Origin of the sequence: Rhizobium sp. NFACC06-2 (assembly GCF_900101425.1) — a bacterium.
GTDB classification, from domain to species: Bacteria; Pseudomonadota; Alphaproteobacteria; order Rhizobiales; family Rhizobiaceae; genus Agrobacterium; species Agrobacterium leguminum.
Genome location: NZ_FMVA01000009.1, coordinates 47,900 through 67,158 on the forward strand (window position 1 = coordinate 47,900; position 19,259 = coordinate 67,158).

Below are 19,259 nucleotides of genomic sequence, written 5' to 3' on the forward strand. Positions count from 1 at the left end.
TTTCACACTTCAAGCGAAATCAAAGAAAAATTCCTGACGCTCGTTTTCATGCGCTGTTTTCTGTTTCGCGCCCGGCACTTTTCCCCGGTCCTCGTGGCGGAACTATGCTGAAGCCAGACCAGGAGAACGAACGATGACACCGCCCGAACACAACATATGCATATATACGGCGCGAACGGAAGAGGTGGTCGCATGATCGGCTTAACGCTCGGCATACGTCCCCGAAACATGGGTGACATCGGTTTTTCCCTTCCCGCGTTCTCGCCCTTGCGGGTCCGTCTGGCAGCCGGCCAGAATGCCACGATCTTCGTGAACGGCGACAGCACCGCCCATGCCGAAGCCGGACCATTTCAACAATTTGCGATGATGCTCGGCGATCTGCACGATACGACTGTTGTTTTATACCGTTGGGCGGAATGGGAGACGAGCGCCGCCACCGGGCCAAAAACCTATGCGGCCCCGGTCACGCTGCGCGCCGGCAAGGAGGCGACGCTGACGCTCTATCTTGCGACGCTGCCCGGCGGCATGGCGGGTTACATGCTTGCGGAACAGCGCGCAGCAGCGCTGAAGATTCCCCGTCCCGATCTCTGCATCATGCATCAGGGCCACAATATGCAGACCTTCGAAGCGTACGGCGGCATTTTGAGCTCCGGACGATCCACCCTGCTCGGACCGCTGGGAATGACCGAATGGCAGTGGCCAAACGCTCCACAACTCATCACCACCCAGAACCCGTGGCGGGATGGGACGGGTTACGACAAGGTCTATCAGGCAATCCTCGACCTGGCCCGAGCCCATCCGAACCTCACGCTGGTGGATACGCATGCCGCATTTCTGGCGAAGGGCAAGGACGCCGCCCTTTATCGGGACAATATCCACCCGAACGAGGCGGGCTCCCGGCTAATCGCCCGGACCCTGTTCGATTCCTATCTGGGATCGGCACGCAATAACAGCTTCCAGACACCTTGCTGGCCGAAGCTGCCTGCCGCCAATCTCATCGGCAATGGCGATTTCACCGATTGGACTGGTTCCGTTCCGACAGGCTGGAGTTCAGTCGCGCCGGGTTCCGCCACGAAAATCGCCGACATCATTTTTTCCCCATTCTTCACCAGCAGCCTCGCGCTCTATGCCAATGGTAGCCAGACGGCAGGGCTAACACGCTATTTCCGCAATGCGGAGGCCGCAGCGATGATCGGCAAGACCGTTTCCTTCGCCGTGCTTTATAAAAACAACGAGAGGCAGCGTTTGCCCTACGTCACGCTGGTTGCGAAAAGCGGTGGCGCAGTCCGGACAATCGTTTGCTCCGCCCTGCAATTCGGAGGTGCCAACATCGCCGGCAATAGCGGCTGGATGTGGGCGATCGCCAACGGGGTCGCCATAGACCCTGACATCAACCCGGCGGGATATAGTTTCTATCTGCGAATCCTGCCGGCATTCGGTACCAGCGCGCCCACCTCAAATGAACCAGTTCACATTCAGCGGATCATTGCCGTCGAAGGGGATTTGCCGAAAGGCAATCTGATCTCATGACGAAACGATAAAATATCTTGCGCGGCGACATCATCGAGCCCACTAATAGTCGCCATATTATATTGATTGCCACGCGGTAGCGCTGTCCTGTGGACAGTCAAAATCCGCTTACAAAAGATTGAGACCGCGGATGAAAAGACCAGCAAATCATGCGGCATCGCGCCAGCCCGCTATACCGGGTTTTGTTTTGGCAATGCCGCTTTACCCTTCAAAGACAATCAATATTCCCGGCATCTTTCTCACGACATTCGTTTTCGCTATTGGTTTCTTCATTCAATGCAATGTGGCGACCAGCAATATCGGCCTGCGTTTCCTCAATATTACCGACATGCTGGTGCTGATGACGCTGCCCGTCATCGCCCTGCTTTACATTCGCTGCCTGACGCCGTCGATTATCCTGTTTTATCTTCTCCCGCTGACGGTGCTGTTTGTTCTCACGACGCTCTTTGCCGATGCGCGCGGCGATGGCGAATTTTATACAACCGCGATGACCTATTTTTATGCGGTCTATTTTCTGTTCTTTGCCTATATGCTGTTCAAGGAAAACCTGCTCGAACTGTTCTGCTGGGGCATATTTGCGGGCTTCATCGCGGTGACGATCCTGCTTTTCCTGGACATCGTCATCCATGACCAGCTCGCCTCCCTCGGTTTGTCCTTCATGTTCGATGAGGCGGGCGTGCTGGAGCTTGCGGCAAAAGGTGAGATAACCCCGCTCCTTTTGCGCGTCGAAAAGGCAGGCGGCATCTGGCCCGTGGGCAACACGGCTGGACCGGTCTTCGCGCTGGCCGGAGCAGCAGCGGCCTATGTCGCCGAACGCCACAAGCGCCCCGCGCTGTTTGCCGTGTTTCTGCTCGTATATCTTGCGAGCTTTACCCTTACGCTTAACCGCTCGGGGGTGTTTGCCGTCCTTGCCATCGGACTCTATTTCTACGTCCGGAATTTTTCGGTCAAAATGCTGCTTAGCACCTATTTCGGTTTTGCCTTGTGCGCCCTCGTCATCGCCGCCGTTTTACCGCTCGGCGCTTTCGACTTTGCGGAACAGGCCTTTTCGAAACGTTTTCTCGAGGACAGCAATAGCAGCAACAACTTGCATGAGCGGTGGGAGACGATCACAGGTGGCTTTCAGGTCATGTTCCAGCATCCTTTGGGCATAGGATTTACCGCGCGATACGAAGAGCTTGCGCGGATATCGAGGATCGGTACGCCACATAATGGTTTTATGGCCACCGCATACGCGTCCGGGTTGGGATTTTGCATCATGAGCGCCTTCGCGCTTTTTTATGCAATTTTCCGGAAACGGAAAATCGGCTTTTTCGCCTATTCGGCAATCGGCGTCATTATCGGCTATCAATTTGAAGAGCTGAATTTCAACCCCGTCTTCATGGCCCATGTGGGACTTGCGCTTGCCTATGCCGCCATTGATCTGGACTTCAGGCTTTTCCTGAAAAACACGATGATGCGGATGCTAGGAACGGCAGACAATGCCCGCAACCGGGAAGAGGCAAATCTCATCGGCAACAGGCCTGGTCTAAGTCCACCTATGTTCTGACCGAACGCTTCAGGCGACGTCGACGATCTCGATCTCCCTCCCGCCCAAACTGACGAGATCGCCGGCCGCTTTTCCCATCAGCACCCTTGCAACCGGGGAAACATAGGACATCGTTCCCGCCGCAGGATCGGCCTCGTCCTCGCCGACGATCCGGAACCGTTGCGTTCGCCCGTCATCGCGGCTGAACGTCACCAGGCTGCCGAAAGCGACAACGCCATCCGCTGGCGGATCAGGCATCAATTGCGCGGTGCGGACCCGCTCTGAGAAATATCGCAGATCGCGAAGCGGGCTGGCGGAAATGCGCCGTCTTTCATTGATGTCTTCAATGGCATTGGCCGCCTCGCAGGCTTCGCGCGCCGCCCGCAACTGCTCTTCCAGCGCCTTCAGCCCGGACTGCGTTACCAGATTGGGATGCGGCGAGATTACCCGATCCGGCAGAACGGTTTCGGCTGCGGTTTCCGCACTGTCTTCCTTGGTAAAGGCTACGCTCAATCCTGACACTCCATTGCCGATATGCCCAATCCTGCCATCGCCCGCAGGGGCACCGCAAGACCGCGCTGCGCCGGCTCAAAAACGAATATGTAACAGGCGGAAGCGGGTCATGACAACGCGCCCGTTCAACAGCTGAATGCAACCGCAACGGAACATACCCCTCATATTTCGGCCTAACAGGAGGCTTTTTGCCCTGTTAGGGTGTGCGACAGGAGGAGTGAGACACCAACGCTAACGGACAGGAGACGGTTCATGGCCCGGACAGTAGTGAATGCGCTTGGAGACACACTCTATTACAGCGGCAGTTCCACGGGATTTTTCTCCGCCACGGGTTCCGGCCCGCTGCTCACCGGCACTGCAGGCAATGATTCCATGTGGGGCGACAGTTCCGTCAACGTGACCATGGCGGGCGGTACGGGCGACGATATTTATTATCTCTATTCCAGCATCAATCGCGCCGCCGAAAATGCCGGGGAAGGTATCGACACCATCGATACCTGGATGAGTTACACCCTGCCCGACAATTTCGAGAATTTGCGGGTAACGGGTGACGGGCGTTATGCCTTCGGCAATTCGCTCGACAATATCATCACCGGCGGGTCGGGCAGCCAGACGATCGATGGTGGGGCTGGCAACGACGTGCTGATCGGCGGCGGCGGAGCCGACACCTTTGTTTTCACGAGCGGCAACGGCACCGATCTCATCACGGATTTCAGCGCCAATGACACGATCCGGCTCAATGGCTACGGCATCACATCTTTCGACCAGCTTGTCGGCAGCGCCACGCAGCAAGGCAGCGACCTGTGGCTCAATTTTTCGAATGGCGAGGCCATCGTTCTTGCTGGAACGACCATAGACGACCTTCAGGCCGACCAGTTCGAACTCAGCCTTGACCGATCGTCCCTCACCCAGACCTTTGCCGATGAATTCGATACGCTGTCGCTGCGCAGCGGCGATCAGGGCACCTGGGACGCCAAATATTGGTGGGCGCCGGAAAAGGGAAGCTCGCTGACGACGAATGGCGAGGCGCAATGGTATATCAACCCGGCCTATGCCGGCACATCGGAGGTCAACCCTTTCAGCGTCGAAAACGGCGTCTTGACCATTACCGCCGAGGAGACCCCGCAGTCGATTGCCGACGAGGTCGAAGGTTATGATTACACCTCGGGGATGCTGAACACCTATTCCTCCTTCAGCCAGACCTATGGTTATTTCGAAATCTGCGCCGATATGCCGACCGACCGGGGCGCCTGGCCTGCCTTCTGGCTCCTGCCCGAAGACGGCTCCTGGCCGCCTGAACTCGATGTCATCGAAATGCGCGGTCAGAATCCCAATACGCTCATCATGTCCGCTCATTCCAACGCCACCGGTGAACAGACCTCAGTCATCAACAATGTCAGCGTGCCGAGCACCGAAGGGTTTCATACTTACGGCCTGTTGTGGGATGCCGAGCACATAACCTGGTATTTCGACGATGTCGCCGTGGCGCAGACGGATACGCCCGATGATATGCATGACCCCATGTATATGGTCGTCAACCTTGCCGTCGGCGGTACTGCGGGCACGCCATCGGACGCGGATTTCAGCGACGGCTCCCAGATGATGATCGATTACATCAGGGCCTATTCACTCTCCGACTGGGCCGCATGAATTAAAACACCGGCAGTCGCATCGGGACTGCCGGTGTTTCAAACATCAGCCTGTCGGCTTACGCCTCGTTCAGGCCCATCACTCGGCCGCGAGCTGGGTGCGGGCGCTATTTAGCAAGATCAAATGCCGCGCCGTTTCGAGGCTTGCCGGCTGTTCGGCGCGATAACGGCGGCCGATTTCCATCATCAGCACGGTGTCGGGCAGGAAGGAAAGTTCCGAGAAGATGTCCTGCCAGTCGATATCGCCCCAGCCGAGCGGCATGTGCAGATCGCCGATGCCGAGTGCTGTGTTTTCCTGCGGAAAATAGGGCTGATAGAAGCCCTGCGGGCGGCCGAAGGAATCGTGCACATGCAGATGGCCGGCAACCGGCGCCATGGCGCGAAGCTCATCGCGGAAATCGAGGCCACGATAGGTGGATTCGAGATAGGCATGGCTGAAGTCGATCAGCGCGACGAGATTGTCGTGACCGACAGCCTTCACGGTCGCTGCCACTTCGGCCGGCGTCTGGCGATATTGGCCGGGTTCGGTGGAGAAGATATTCTCAAGGGCGATGCGCACGCCATAGGGCCGGCAAAACTCCGCCAGTTCGAAAAGCGCTTCCCGCTCGCGGCTGTCTGCATCGGCCCGTTCGGCGATCTGGTCGGCACGCAGCGCGCCGCTATGCTGGACGAGAATGCCCGCGCCGATACGGTCGCATAGAACGGCAAGCGCCTTGGCCGCATCGATCTGGTAACGGCATGTCACCGGATCCATGAAATTCGAAGAGACGAGACCGTGCACGGTGTAGCGGAAGTCGAACTGCTTTGCGAGCGACACAAAACGGTCGGCGCGCTCCTCAATGATCCGGCCGCCGGCGATCATGTCGAGGCTTGTTGCGGCGATTTCCACGGTATCGCAGCCAATTTCGGCAAGCGCACGCAGATCGTTTTCGAGGGTGGCCAGTTCGCCATCGTCCGAGCCGGCGTTGAAGCCGGTACCTATAAGATTGCTCACTTCGTCATCTCCAGGGCAAGAAAGGTCATGGGAGTTCGGACGCCGCCCATGCGACGCCACTTCAAACAGGTCCGGGCGGTCGATATTGACGTCGTCTATCCCGGGCGATGCGATGTCGTAAAAAGGTCCGCTGCCGTGTTGGTAAAAAGCGACCGGAACATGGTGATCCGTTTCCGTTGAAACCGATCACTCAATTAAGTTTCTTCATTTACAGCTTTATGACATTTCCGCAGGCAAACAGCAGGGAGAACGGGCCTTCGCGGCTGGACAGGCGGCAGCCCCAAATTGCGGCGATGGTTCTGCGCAGCAGCGGGCTGAAACCGGATGTCTTCCGGCGGGAGCTGCTAACCGAGATTGTGCACCATGAAATAAATCAGCCAGCAATGCGCGATGGCCAATATAGCCCAGGCCCATTTTGCGGCCCTGATATCGGCATCGACAACCTTGTTTCGGATTTCGGCCCCGCCCGATACTTCTTTTACGGCTAGATCATCGCCGACGGCGGATGCGGGCAATGTCTGGGAAACGGGCTCGCTGACAACATAGAGCCTGTCGCTGCGCAGAAGCGGGCACGGCTCGTCCTCAACGCTCTCCGCATCGGAAAGCGTATCGTCGTCGGAAACGCAATTCACCGCCACAAGCTGCGATGACATCCCCCCGTTACGCATTTGACCTCTATTGGGCATCATAATGTTCCACACAATAAAAATAAAAATATTCCCGGGTGACTTCCGATAAAGCCGTGCTTTACCGGACATGCCGCAATACGCGCATCCATGCCTTCCGCCCGTTGACCCAAAGAGCGCCCCCGCAATCAGGCCACCGGGACTCCCGGCAGACCACGCCTGCCCGCATAGGGTTTTGCCTCCCGCTGGATCAGGAAGACGGACTTTTCCACCGGCAGCGGCTCGATCGTCCGGTAGCGCTGAAACCGCCTGGAATATTCGAACCGGATGAGCCTGTCGTCGAACTTCCCCGCCAGAACGCGATAGCCGTTGACGAATTCATTCAGGATTTCCAGTTCTTCTCCCCACACCCAGCCGCCGTAGGACGTTCCCTCATTCGAACGCAGCACGATCTCGAAAAAGTGCCCGCCCGCCACCAACGGCATGCGAAAGAGAATATCGAGATTATCCTCGTCCTCTTCGTCGCCCTTTTCCGCCGACAGCCTGGCATGCGCGACCTTCGCATGGACCAGCGCCGAGACCGGATAGAACGGACGGCCCTTGAACCACATGAATTCACTGACCGCATATCCGACGTCGTCGGCACGCTGGTAAGGCTCAATGCGCGGCTCGAAGGCCATGTAGCTACCGCTAAACGCTATCACTGTCGAAAATTCCCGATGCCTGCCCGTCGCATGTCCGCTGTTTTCCACCCGTCATTCATGCTTCTGTCTGCGACAATAGGCAGGCCGCGTCACACCAGCGTCAAATGGAACGCTATGATGACTTTCAATTTCCCGGACACGTTGTTAGATGATGATTCATGAGGGGACGAAAGTGGCTGGGAACGCTGAACTGATACCGATCCGGCTTTTTGGCACCCCGCGCTGTGATGCGGTGCGGGAGGCATTTTTTCCGTCCAAGGGCTTCGCCCTCACCGCCGCCCTCATCCTTGCGCCGAACCAGTCCCTTTCCCGCCAGCATGCCGCATCTCTTTTGTGGGAAAATGTCGAGCAGAAAAGGGCTCTCGGTAATTTGCGGCAGCTCATTCTCCGCCTGCAGAAACTGCCCAATGAGGACGATGCCATCCTTCTGACCGAAGGAAACGACCTGAAGGCCGGCAAGCTGGCGCAGCGCACCGACCTTGCCATCTTCCTTGCCGGCGCAAGGGCCGAAGACCCGATGCGGCGGCTCAATGCGCTGCTCGAATTCGGCGGCGAGTTGCTGGAGGGGCTGGAGGCCGGGCAGGACCATCTTTATCTCTGGCTGCTTTCGGAGCGCCGCCGTCTCAGGGACCTGTTTTTTTCGAGCTACACCCAGCTTCTGGAGGAATTGACACGGTTCGGCCGCGCCAGCTCGAACGACATCGCCAGACTTGCCGAATGCGCCTGCAAGATCGAACCGGAGCGCGAAGAAACCTACCGCGCCGCCATGGCGGCCTATGCGCGGATCGGAAATATCAGCGCCTGCGAGGGCATGTACCAGCTTCTGATGGAGCAGCTTCGTCAGGAAAGTCGTTCGCCGGAAGCCGAGACCGTGGCGCTGAGGCGCAGAATACAAAGTCTGGCCGTCACGATAACGGCCCCCGCCGAACGGGAAGAAGGCAGTCGCCGAAAATCAATGGCAAAACCGCGTGTCGCATTCGTGCGCCCGACACGGGTCGACGGGCAGCCGGTCTCGCCGGTCATGCACGCCTTCGTCGAGGATGTCGCCAACAGCCTTGTCCGATACCGAACCTTCACCGTCCTTTCGCCGCACAGCACCTTTGCGCTGGCGCATGACCGGGCCGATGACGGCTACGCCATGCTGCGGGCGGATTACCGCATCATTTCGACCGTGTTCGACGAAACCCGCATGTCGGTTGCACTGATCGAGGATGCAAGCGGTGAAATCGTCTGGTCATTGGAAGCGGTCCTGACCGAACGGCATATCCACGCCGCCTTCCGGCTGCTCTCCAAACAGGTGGCGGCAGCGCTTGCCCGGGAAATCGAGCGGCTTCAGGTGGAGCCCGACCGCAATCATAGCGGCGAGGCCTATCGGCAATTGCTGGAAGGCCAGCAGCTTCTGCGCGGCAAATGCGATCTGCCGCTTCTCAGAAGAGCCCGTTCGATGTTCCGCAAGGCCGTCGATCTCGACCACAGCATGGCGGTTGCCCGCGCCCGCGTGGCGCAGAGCCTGCAACTGGAATGGCTGATGCTGGGCGGCAACGACCCCCATCTCCTGCATCGCGCCAAGGCGGAGGCAGACTCCTCCGTCGAAATCGACCCCGCCCTTGGGGTGGGCCACTGGATGTGCGCGGTGGTGGCGCTCTACCAGCGGGATTTCGATGTCTCAGCCGAAAAATTCTTCGAGGCGGAGGCGTTGGCGCCCAACTCGGCCGACCTCCTGCTCCAGCATGCCGACGCGCTTGCTCATTTCGGCGATGCGGAAATCGCCTGGGAGAAATTTCAGCAGGCCATCGATCTCAATCCTCTGGCGCCCGACATCTACTGGTGGGCCGGCGCCAGCATCGCGTTCAAGCGCGAGGATTACGGCACGGCGGTGGAACTGTGCGGGCGAATGGAAAATGACGAGCCTGCGTTGCGCGTCCTGACCGCAAGCCACGCCCTGCATGGCGATCTGGCCGCCGCTCTGGAAACCGGCAACAGGCTTCAGGAAAACTATCCGGGTATGACGGCGAGGGAGATCAGCAGTCTGTCTCCGGACCGGGACCCGGTAGCGAATGAAAAATTCTATCACGCACTTCGATTAGCTGGGATTAAATAGGAGATATTATGTCCTCGCATTTCTTCATTGTCGGAAAAAAGGGTTTTGGCGTTCTCTTCATTCGCACGGCGCCGCTCAGGGTCGCGTCCGTGTCGCATGAGACAATTGCCGCGTATGAAACCAGCCATCCGGGCGTGGATGGCTATGCCCGTGTGGCCGCGGCCGCAAAGTCCATGCTCGTTCGCCAGGACGGCCAGCCGGAAGCGGAACTGGATCAGGTGCAGATCCAGGGCATCGAAGCCCTCGTCGCCGGCGGCGCCGTGGTTTCCGAAGCCGATTTCGCCTTTATCGGCGAAGTGGTCGACGCCGGCTGGGATTTCAACCGCATGGTACAGGCGCCGATCGAAGCGGCCCTGAAGGCTGTCGGCCCGGCCGGCTCCGTCACCGGTGAGCTGTTCGACGCCATCCTTGCCGACGATAGCAACACGGCGCCCTGATCGCGGTTTCGCAGCCTTGACCGGCGCCGATGCTCCCATATCAGCGACAGCGGCTTCAAGGCATGCCGACGCTTCGTTCTTCGATCCCGGACTGCTTCGGCGGTTCGGGATTACCCGTGTCGGCGACGTGACCGGCCTCGATATTATCGGCATTCCCGTCTGGTTCGCGGCCCGGCCCAATTCGCGCGGGCTGTCGGTCTCGCAGGGCAAGGGGCTTGTCGCGGAACAGGCCCGGCTATCGGCGATCATGGAGGCGATCGAAGGCGCGGTTGCCGAAGAAACCCGCAAACATATCGCCGCCTTCAGCTCCGTTCAGGAGATGTGGGACAAAGGGGTCCCTCTCATTCCCTTCGAAACCGTCGGCAGGGTCGATCCGGACGCGCTCGATCCGCGAAAGCAACGCGCCTGGGTGAAGGGGACTTCCATTCGCCAGCAGCGGGAGATTTTTGCGCCCTACGAGCTCATCGGCATGGATTTCCGCGTGGATTTCCCATGGGACCGGCGGGCTTTCCGCATGAGTTCCCAAGGGCTCGCGGCAGGGTTCGACCATGACCATGCGGTCCTCCATGCCCTGCTCGAACTCATTGAAAATGACGCCTGCGTCCTTGTCGACACTTTCGAGACGCGCGCCATCGCACCGCGACCGGCCCTCATTCCGGCGGGCGTCGATCCTTCCTTCGACGGTCTTGTCCAGCATCTGTCGGATATCGGCCTGCCGCCGTCCTTCTTCGACATGACGAATGGGCTAGGCGTGCCGGTGGTGATGGCGAGCCTGCCCCGGTCGCTTCAGGCGCAGGACGGGCCTGCCACCCGCAGCGCCGCGGGCGCCGCCTGCCGGCCTGATATCCATGGCGCCGCGATTGCAGCCTTGCTGGAGGCGATCCAGTCGCGATTGACCGATATCAGCGGCGCGAGGGACGATCTTTCCCCTCTCCGCTACCAGCGGGATATGGTTGCGGCCGGGTCTTCGGCCCCCGGCGTGCAGCCGATGGAAAGGGTGCCGGCCAATCTCGATTTTATACATGACGCCGCGTCTTCGCCGCCATGGCGTCAACTTGCGACGCACCTGTTCGCCGGCGGCATCGAGGATATCTATGTCTTTCCGCTGGAAACGGAGGTATCCGGCCTGCATGTGGTGCGGGTTCTGGCAAGCGGCCTTGCTCCGGCCGGCGGCGGCCTGCAACACATCTCGCAGCGCACCCTCGATCACCTGCTGAGCGTCGGAGGCCTCGGATGAAGCCGGTGGTTTTTGCAGGCCCGTCCATCCACGGCATCGCGGGCGAATATACGTCCGCTCTCGATGTTCGCGGTCCGGCCGCCTGCGGCGATATTTTCGATGCGGTTCGGCAAGGTGTGGGGACAATCGGGCTGATCGACGGGCTTTACGGCGATTGCGCCGCCGTCTGGCACAAGGAAATTCTGTTTGCACTGGCGAGCGGCGTCACCGTTTTCGGCGCCGCCAGCATGGGGGCGCTCAGGGCGGCGGAATGCGCCCCCTTCGGCATGATCGGCATCGGCGAGATTTTCGAGGCCTATCGGGATGAGCGGCGTTTTTCCGATGCCGATGTGGCGGTGAGCCATGCACCCGGCGCGCTCGATTACCGCCCGCTGACAGTCGCGCTGGTCGATGCCGAGGCGACGCTTGCCGCCTGCCGCGATACGGTCGCTCCAGAGGAATATGACGCGCTCACCCGCGCAGCCAACAATCTGCATTTTACCCGCAGGACATGGCGCGCCATCGCCGCGGAAGCCGGCCTCGGCTCCGAGACGGCAAATCAGCTCGCGGCGAATGCGGTTTCCGTCAAAAGAAACGATGCGATGAGGCTTCTGGCAATGCTCACGGGCGAAACGTTGCCATCCCCACCGCCGCCATCATGGAAGCTTCAGAACACGATGTTTTTCCAGCAATTGGCGGCAAGGCGGGCGGCAGGGGACAAAAGGTCTTGAGCGCCATCCAGCCCCTGCCTCTGATGCCCGATTGCGGCGGGCTGATCCGCACGATTGCGCTCGCACTACCGGCCGCTTTTTTTGCGGAAAACAGGGCCACTGACACTGTTTCACCGCTCATTCCAATCGGAAATCTGCTCTCGGCCCTGCCTGCGGATATCACCGCTTTTATCGTGACCGATCGTGCCAGTCTCGGGTCAGCGCGGGACTGGCTCGGCAGACTGCCAGCCTCCTGCGGCACCGAACTGATACCCCTTGCCGGAAACGACGGCATTTCGCATCCGTGGATACAGGACATGTTCCATGTGCGTGCGGTTGATCCCGCGACAGAATTCGTCCCGGTGGCGGAGAAGGCCATCGGCGTCAGCTTGGCCGAATATCTGGGAGCGGCAACCACGCATTCGGATGTCGCCTTGGCAGGCGGCAACCAGCTTGTCGGCCCGGATTTTCGGCTGGTGGGCCATTCCAGCCTGCAGGATGACAGGGGGATAGGAAGGAATGCGGCCATCCCTTCGCAGCGGTGGCGAAAAATTCAGGCTCTCGACGGCAGAAACATCTTCAGTTTCGGATATCGGCCGGAAGATCTCGGCAAAGTCCCGGTCTCCTCCGATTTTTCCGCGATGGAAACTTGCGGAGCGGAGATTGCCGGCAAAAAAATGCACCAATGCGGCTTCCACGTTGACCAGTTCGTTTCCGTCACCGGTCTGAGAAGCGGCGGCCGGCCGCTATTGCTCGTTGCCGACCCTGTCGCGCATGGCGGACGCAGTGTCCGCGCCGCGACCGAGCTGAAACGAAAACTGGACGCCTCGACACTTTGGCTCGCGCGGCAGGGTTTTGCGATAGAACGAAATCCCATCCCGCTTTCGCCGGCCATCGACACCAACAAATGCCTGCCCAGACTTTATAACAATGTCCTTCTTGAAAATGTCATACGTTCCGGTCAGAAACGGCCATTCGTCTGGGTTCCGCATTTCGGCGATACCGAGTCGCTTGAGGAATTCGATGCAATGAACCGAGAAATTTGGGACAGAATCGGCTTTCAGACCATCGGCGTGGCCGGATGGAGCCATCTTTCCAGCCGCAACGGGGCGTTGCGTTGTGCAACAAAAATAATAAATCGCGGGCCGGACACGCGATTATGAACGAAAAATCGTGCAATTTCGTCAATAAAGCGTCATAATACCCGTGGAAATTGTGTTGAATGTATACCTTCAACGATATTAATTGATCATCGGATTTAGGAACCTCAACCGGAGGAATTTGTAATGCACGCCAAACTACCCAGCCCGATCGACGTCCATGTCGGCGCACAAATCAGAATGCGCCGCAAGTCGCTCGGCATGAGCCAGAGTGCACTGGCCGGGCGATTGGGCATCACCTTCCAGCAGGTCCAGAAGTATGAAAAGGGTGCCAATCGTGTCGGCGCGTCCCGTCTGCAGGCCATTGCGTCGATTCTCGGCGTTGAGGTCAGCTCCCTGTTCGCCAATGCCACGCCCGATGGCGACCCGGCCAATCCGGCCCTTGGCACGATCAATGCCATGCAGACCTTCGTGGCCTCGAATGAAGGCTTTTCGCTCAATCAGGCCTTTTCGCGCATCAAGAGCGCCGCCGTGCGCAGAAGCATCGTCGCTCTCGTGACATCGCTCGCCGCCACTGAAGCGGCGGAAAATGCCGCCGCGCCGGCGGACAAAAAGGACGATTGACGCAGGTGTGACGCTCGCGTGACGCTCGATGTGGTCGAAAATGAACAACGCAACATCATCGCGTTTTCATACTGTCGACTGTCGAGAGGGAATCATGGCGGCGTCTACCACAGATATACTTGAACAGGACAATGCAGACGAGATTCTGGCGCTCGGGCGGATGGTTTCCTATCTTTGCCAGCGTTCGAAATCTCTGGAACTGGGCATGTCGACCTATTTCCTGGAAATGGCATTGTTGTCGCTGGCCCAGGACATCAATCAGCAGGGTCTGCCGCCGGTAAGCGCAGAGCTTAATGTCGGCGCCTTCGCTCAGGCCGATCTGCATTGAGCGCTTTCGCAACGGCGTAGATTCGCCGGGATTGAGCGTTTCCATACCGATCTCCAGTCGCAGCCCGGAAACGTTCTCTCTGCCTGTCCGGCTGGCTCCATCCTCCCGGAGAGGCATTCATATGCCCTCCCCCACATTTTTCAGGCGTAAGCCATGATGGAGGCCCGGTTCTCGCCGGGCCTCCATTCATATCAAAGCACCGCGCGGCGAAGCTCGGCAGCGGCGGCGACCATGTTGACCAGGGCGGGCCTCACCTCTTCCCATTTACGCGTCTTCAAGCCGCAATCCGGATTGATCCAGAGCTGCCGGTCGTCAAGCCGCTCTCGCGCCAGCGCCAGAAGATCGACCATTTCTCCAACCGCCGGCACGCGCGGCGAGTGGATGTCATAAACGCCGGGACCGATCTGGTTCGGGTATTTGTAGCTCCGAAACGCATCCAGCAATTCCATCTTCGAACGCGAGGTCTCGATGGAGATCACGTCGGCGTCCATGGCAGCAATGGCATCGATAATCTGGTTGAATTCGGAATAGCACATATGGGTGTGAACCTGAGTGCGGTCGCGCACGCCGCTGGAGCAAATGCGGAAGCATTCCACCGCCCAGCCGAGATAATCCTGCCAGTCCCGGTGCCGAAGCGGCAGTCCTTCACGAAGAGCCGCCTCATCGATCTGGATCATCTGCGCGCCGGCTGCTTCGAGATCATTGACCTCATCGCGGATGGCGAGCGCGATCTGGCGGCATGTCAGGCTTCTGGCGATATCGTCGCGCACGAAAGACCAGTTGAGGATCGTCACCGGCCCGGTCAGCATGCCCTTGACGGGTTTGTCGGTGAGCGACTGCGAATATTCCCACCAGCGAACCGTCATCGCTTTCGGACGCGACACGTCGCCGAAAATGATGGGCGGGCGCACATAACGCGAACCGTAACTCTGCACCCATGCATGTTGAGTGAAGGCGAAGCCGGAAAGCTGCTCGCCAAAATATTGCACCATGTCATTGCGCTCGAACTCGCCGTGCACGAGAACGTCGAGACCGATTTCCTCCTGCCAGCGAATGGTCGCTTCGGTTTCCTTCTGCAGGAATTTTTCATATTGCGCATCCGTCAGAGCGCCCTTGGAATGTGCCGATCTGGCCTTGCGCACCTCCGGCGTCTGCGGGAAGGAGCCAATGGTCGTCGTCGGGAAAAGCGGCAACGCAATGGCCTGCGACTGCACTTTCTGCCGCTCGGCAAACGGGCTCGCCCGCTTCCTGTCGGCCTCGCCAATCGTCGCAATACGCTTCTGCACGGCGGCGTCCGTTACCTTCGGCGAGGATGCACGCGCGGCAACGGCCTTCGAGGCAGCCTCCAGTTCCGCCGCGATAGCAGCCTTGCCCTTACCGAGAGCCTTGCCAAGCGTGGCAAGTTCGCCGAGCTTCTGGGTGGCGAAGGAAAGCCAGCTTTTGAGATCGGCATCGAGGCCGGTTTCCAGTTCGAGATCGACCGGAACATGCAGCAGCGAGCAGGACGGCGCGATCTGAAACGCCGCCGCACCGCGTACCGCGATGGCGGATTCCAATCGGGTAATGATTGCAGCGAGATCAGCGCGCCAGATGTTGCGGCCGTCGATGATACCCAGCGACAGGACGTGATTTTCCGGCAACGCATTTAACGCCGTCTCCAGCGCATCGGGCGCCCGCACCAGATCGATATGAAGGCCCGCGACCGGAAGCGACGCGACGGCTTCGAGATTGTCCTCAAGCCCACCGAAATAGGTGGCGAGCAGGATTTTCAGATCCGGCGCGGCCTTCGACAAAGCCCGATAGGCCACAGCCAGCGCGTGACGCTCCCCCTCGGAAAGATCGAGCACGGCGACCGGCTCGTCGATCTGCACCCAGTCCGCACCGGCCGCGCGCAGGCGACGCAGCAGCTCTTCATAGACGGGCAGCAGCCTCGCCAGCAGATCGAGCGGCTTGAAGGCTGCCTCGCGCGACTTGGCAAGCTTCAGGAACGTGACCGGGCCGAGAATGACCGGACGCGTATGGATGCCGAGCGCCTTCGCCTCAAGGAAGTGGTCGACCGGCTTTTGCGAGGTGAGCACGAAGTGCTGATCCTCTGAAACCTCCGGCACCATATAGTGATAGTTGGTGTCGAACCATTTGGTCATTTCCAGCGCCGGAACGCCCTGACCATGATGCGAGTGTCCTTCATGCCCATGGCCGCAGCCTGCATGCCCTTCGCTCTGGCTGCCGCGCGCCATGGCGAAATAGGTGGAGAGGGAAACATCTCCACCCGCCCGTCCATAGAGGGATGGAATGGCGCCCACCATCACGGCTGTATCTAGGACATGATCGTAAAGGGAGAAATCGTTGGACGGGATATGGGTAATCCCCTTCTCAAGCTGAAGCGCCCAGTTTTCGGCGCGCAGCCTAGCTGCGGTTTCGAGCAGTTCCGTCTCGGAAATCTTGCCGGACCAGAAGCCTTCAAGCGCGAACTTCAGTTCACGATGGCGTCCGATCCTCGGAAAACCGAGCGATGCGACTGGAATGGTCTTGTCTGGCATTGTCATACCCCATTTGGTTGTGGGGGCATGGGTAAAGCGGACGCGTGCAGGCCCGGCCTTTGCCGGACCATTGCAGCAACCACTGGGACACCCCGCCCGTGGACGTTATTTTGTCCTGGCAGGTCTCCTGGCTTACGGGTCGTCGCCTTTGTCCGTCTTCCCGGGGTTTACCCCAGTGACGTGTTGGACAAAGGCTCGCCGCTTACAGTTGCGGGGGCAGCTCCGGTCTTGCCGATCGTCGGCGCACCGGATTCCCTCTTAGCTCCGGGATCGAACGAGCCCGGAGAACCATGACACCCGCATTTCTCACCACGGGCGTCACGATGTCAATAGACATAAAGAAATCTTTATATCTTTATTTCACTGAGCTCAGAGCGCCACCGCACCCGGCCCCGGCACCGCACCGGCCGGCACCTTGCCCAGAATGATCATGCCAAGCACCTCGTCCTTGGTGACATCCTGCGTGCGGGCATGGCCCACCACCTTGCCGTTCTTCATCACGAAGACCCGGTCGGCCAGATCGAAGACATCGTGAATATCGTGGCTGATGAGGAAGATGCCGATGCCCTGCCGTTTCAACTCCTTGACGAGATCGCCCACCTGCGCCGTTTCCTGCGGGCCGAGTGCGGCGGTCGGCTCGTCCATGATGAGGATGCGGGCATCGAACAGAATGGCGCGGGCAATGGCGACGGACTGCCGCTGGCCGCCGGACAATGCCTTCACCGGCTCCTTGAACCGCCGGAAGTTGGGGTTGAGACGCCCCATGACTTCGCGAGCGGAAGCTTCCATGGCGACATCGTCAAGCGTGCCCCATTTCGTCTTCAGCTCGCGGCCGAGATAAAGGTTGGCCGCCGCATCGACATTATCGGCCACGGCCAGTGTCTGGTAGATGGTCTCGATGCCATATTTCTTGGCATCGCGTGGATTGCGGATATCGGCGTCCTCGCCATTGATGAGAATATCGCCGCCATCGCGCCGATAGGCGCCGGAGAGGATTTTGATCAGCGTCGATTTGCCCGCACCATTGTGGCCGAGAAGGGCAACCACCTCACCGGGGAAAAGATCGACAGAGGCGTTTTCCACTGCATGGATGCCGCCGAAGGAAATGGAAATATTGCGCATTTCCACGAGGGGCGTGACTTGGTCCGTCATAGGAGTTCTCCTCGGTTCTTACTTGGCGCGGGCGCGGTAGATGGTGTCGAGCCAGACGGCGACGACCAGGACCACACCGACGACGATGCGCTGGAAGGGCGTATCGATGCCCACCAGCACCATGCCGGATTGCAGCGACTGCATGACGAGCGCGCCGAGCATCGCGCCCGCTATGGTTCCGACACCGCCGGCAAGCGAGGTGCCGCCGATGACGGCCGCCGCGATGGTATAAAGCTCGTCCAGCTCGCCCTGGGCATTGGTTGCCGCGTTGAGGCGGGCGGTGGAGATGGCGGCGGCGATGGCGCACAGAACGCCCATCAGCGTGAAGATCTTCACCGTCACCCAGCGGGTCTTGATGCCGGCGAGTTCGGCCGCTTCCGGATTGCCGCCGATGGCGAAGACGTAACGTCCGAAACGCAGCCGTGTGGCGATGAAGGTCATGACCGCACCCACGGCAAGCGCCATCAGCACCGGAATGGCGATGCCGTGCGAAATGAACAGACCGCCTTCAGGCCAGGCGATGCCATTGGCGTCGGCATAGTTGCGGGCGATGTTGACCGGCCATGGATAGCTGTTGACCACCGCCACGAAACCGATGACGACAAGGCAACCCAGCGCGGCCAGAAAATATTCCGCCCAGACGGGCCGCAACGGAAAGCCGAAACGGCGGCGCTGATGGCGGGAGTTCAGGATGGCCGCAATGATGGCGACGCAGGCGATGACAGCGGCGATCCAGCTCCATGTCGCGCCGATCGAGCCGCTGGTGCCTCCGCCCATCAGGCGGAAGGTGGAATCCATCGGCGCCACGGTGCGGCCGCTGGTGATGAACCAGGTGCCGCCGCGCCAGACAAGCAGGCCGCCGAGCGTGACGATGAAGGACGGCACGTTGAGGAAGGCGATGATGGAGCCCTGCAGCATGCCGATGGCGCCCCCGACGAGAATGCCGACCATAAGCGTGACGATCCATGTCGCCCAATGTTCGAAGCCGAGGATCTGCGGCAGGATTTCCGCCTGCATGACGCCCATGATCATGCCGGAAAAACCGAGGATCGACCCGACCGAAAGGTCGATGTTGCGGGTGACGATGACGAGCACCATGCCGGTTGCCATGACAGCCACGGAGGCGGTCTGCACGGAAAGGTTCCAGAGGTTTCGCGGCGTCAGGAACAGCCCGCCGGACAGGATATGAAATCCGATCCAGATCAGAAGAAGCGCGCCGACCATGCCGAGCAGTCTGGTATCCAGCTCCGTGGCGTTGATGAAGCGCGTTATCGAGCCTGTTTTTTCCGTCTTTTGCGACGCTGTAGTATTGGACTGGGTCATATCGGCCATGAACTGCCGGTGCTCCTCACATCTTAGAGCGTTTTCGCTTTTCGCTGAATCGCGAAAACGCTCCAAATCTTTGTCTGGCGCATTTCCGGAGGGAAAACCGGGCTCGACTTTTCCTGGAAATACTCTAAAGGCGCCGCGCCATGAACCATGGCGCAGCGCCCGAACCGGGACCTAT

At 59.6% G+C, this 19,259-nt stretch carries 17 protein-coding genes and 1 riboswitch; of the genes, 10 read left to right on the top strand and 7 right to left on the bottom strand.

All coding sequences use genetic code 11. From position 1 onward, the window contains the following. The first annotated feature begins 192 nt into the window (after window positions 1–192). Both F3H58_RS16240 and F3H58_RS27250 read left to right on the top strand, forming a co-directional pair. Window positions 193–1,530, top strand: coding sequence for an SGNH/GDSL hydrolase family protein (locus F3H58_RS16240; protein WP_188128951.1), 1,338 nt, complete (start codon window positions 193–195; stop codon window positions 1,528–1,530). A 130-nt stretch (window positions 1,531–1,660) separates the two neighbouring features. After that, the gene (locus F3H58_RS27250) at window positions 1,661–3,079 is read left to right on the top strand and encodes an O-antigen ligase family protein (protein ID WP_188128952.1); all 1,419 of its coding nucleotides are present in this window, start codon (window positions 1,661–1,663) and stop codon (window positions 3,077–3,079) included. A gap of 9 nt (window positions 3,080–3,088) precedes the next feature. Here the strand turns inward: F3H58_RS27250 and greA are convergent, their stop codons facing one another. Next, window positions 3,089–3,571 carry a transcription elongation factor GreA gene (gene greA, locus F3H58_RS16255; protein WP_149742923.1) on the bottom strand — a complete coding sequence of 161 codons (483 nt, stop codon included), beginning with the start codon at window positions 3,569–3,571 and terminating at the stop codon, window positions 3,089–3,091. A 252-nt stretch (window positions 3,572–3,823) separates the two neighbouring features. Here greA and eglC point away from each other — a divergent pair, with 252 nt between their 5' ends. Next, window positions 3,824–5,221, top strand: a complete 1,398-nt coding sequence (eglC, locus tag F3H58_RS16260; protein ID WP_149742924.1) for an endo-1,3-1,4-beta-glycanase EglC — start codon at window positions 3,824–3,826, stop codon at window positions 5,219–5,221. A gap of 78 nt (window positions 5,222–5,299) precedes the next feature. Here the strand turns inward: eglC and F3H58_RS16265 are convergent, their stop codons facing one another. The 3 genes from F3H58_RS16265 to F3H58_RS16275 all read right to left on the bottom strand — a co-directional run bounded on the left by F3H58_RS16265 (window position 5,300) and on the right by F3H58_RS16275 (window position 7,520). Then, entirely contained in the window at window positions 5,300–6,214 is a 915-nt protein-coding gene (locus F3H58_RS16265; RefSeq protein ID WP_188128953.1) for a TIM barrel protein, read from the bottom strand. Window positions 6,215–6,558: 344 nt separating this feature from the next. After that, on the bottom strand, window positions 6,559–6,882 hold the full coding sequence (locus tag F3H58_RS16270; RefSeq protein ID WP_286169639.1) for a hypothetical protein: 324 nt from the start codon (window positions 6,880–6,882) through the stop codon (window positions 6,559–6,561). Between the two features lie 146 nt (window positions 6,883–7,028). Beyond that, complete coding sequence (locus F3H58_RS16275) at window positions 7,029–7,520, bottom strand: hypothetical protein (protein WP_065657082.1); 492 nt, start codon at window positions 7,518–7,520, stop codon at window positions 7,029–7,031. A 172-nt stretch (window positions 7,521–7,692) separates the two neighbouring features. Between F3H58_RS16275 and F3H58_RS16280 the strand changes: the two genes are divergently transcribed. The 7 genes from F3H58_RS16280 to F3H58_RS16310 all read left to right on the top strand — a co-directional run bounded on the left by F3H58_RS16280 (window position 7,693) and on the right by F3H58_RS16310 (window position 14,060). Continuing rightward, on the top strand, window positions 7,693–9,645 hold the full coding sequence (locus F3H58_RS16280) for an AfsR/SARP family transcriptional regulator (RefSeq protein ID WP_188128954.1): 1,953 nt from the start codon (window positions 7,693–7,695) through the stop codon (window positions 9,643–9,645). 8 nt (window positions 9,646–9,653) lie between these two features. Beyond that, entirely contained in the window at window positions 9,654–10,082 is a 429-nt protein-coding gene (locus F3H58_RS16285; RefSeq protein ID WP_149742928.1) for a hypothetical protein, read from the top strand. Window positions 10,083–10,119: 37 nt separating this feature from the next. Further along, on the top strand, window positions 10,120–11,319 hold the full coding sequence (locus F3H58_RS16290) for a YcaO-like family protein (protein ID WP_149743016.1): 1,200 nt from the start codon (window positions 10,120–10,122) through the stop codon (window positions 11,317–11,319). Next, window positions 11,316–12,029 (top strand): TfuA-like protein, encoded by a 714-nt coding sequence (locus tag F3H58_RS16295; protein WP_149742929.1) that lies wholly within the window; start codon window positions 11,316–11,318, stop codon window positions 12,027–12,029. The genes F3H58_RS16290 and F3H58_RS16295 overlap by 4 nt, the downstream gene beginning before the upstream one ends. Then, on the top strand, window positions 12,026–13,171 hold the full coding sequence (locus F3H58_RS16300) for a hypothetical protein (RefSeq protein WP_149742930.1): 1,146 nt from the start codon (window positions 12,026–12,028) through the stop codon (window positions 13,169–13,171). The genes F3H58_RS16295 and F3H58_RS16300 overlap by 4 nt, the downstream gene beginning before the upstream one ends. 123 nt (window positions 13,172–13,294) lie before the next feature. Then, window positions 13,295–13,732 carry a helix-turn-helix domain-containing protein gene (locus F3H58_RS16305; RefSeq protein WP_149742931.1) on the top strand — a complete coding sequence of 146 codons (438 nt, stop codon included), beginning with the start codon at window positions 13,295–13,297 and terminating at the stop codon, window positions 13,730–13,732. A 94-nt stretch (window positions 13,733–13,826) separates the two neighbouring features. Further along, complete coding sequence (locus F3H58_RS16310; RefSeq protein ID WP_065657079.1) at window positions 13,827–14,060, top strand: hypothetical protein; 234 nt, start codon at window positions 13,827–13,829, stop codon at window positions 14,058–14,060. A gap of 191 nt (window positions 14,061–14,251) precedes the next feature. Here the strand turns inward: F3H58_RS16310 and metE are convergent, their stop codons facing one another. From metE to F3H58_RS16325, 3 genes are all read right to left on the bottom strand, one after another. Further along, entirely contained in the window at window positions 14,252–16,600 is a 2,349-nt protein-coding gene (metE, locus tag F3H58_RS16315) for a 5-methyltetrahydropteroyltriglutamate--homocysteine S-methyltransferase (RefSeq protein WP_149742932.1), read from the bottom strand. Window positions 16,601–16,700: 100 nt separating this feature from the next. After that, window positions 16,701–16,908: riboswitch (cobalamin riboswitch) on the bottom strand. Between the two features lie 61 nt (window positions 16,909–16,969). Continuing rightward, window positions 16,970–17,752 (bottom strand): ATP-binding cassette domain-containing protein, encoded by a 783-nt coding sequence (locus tag F3H58_RS16320; protein WP_059753655.1) that lies wholly within the window; start codon window positions 17,750–17,752, stop codon window positions 16,970–16,972. 18 nt (window positions 17,753–17,770) lie between these two features. Beyond that, complete coding sequence (locus F3H58_RS16325) at window positions 17,771–19,084, bottom strand: sugar ABC transporter permease (protein WP_078053353.1); 1,314 nt, start codon at window positions 19,082–19,084, stop codon at window positions 17,771–17,773. Between the last annotated feature and the right edge of the window lie 175 nt (window positions 19,085–19,259).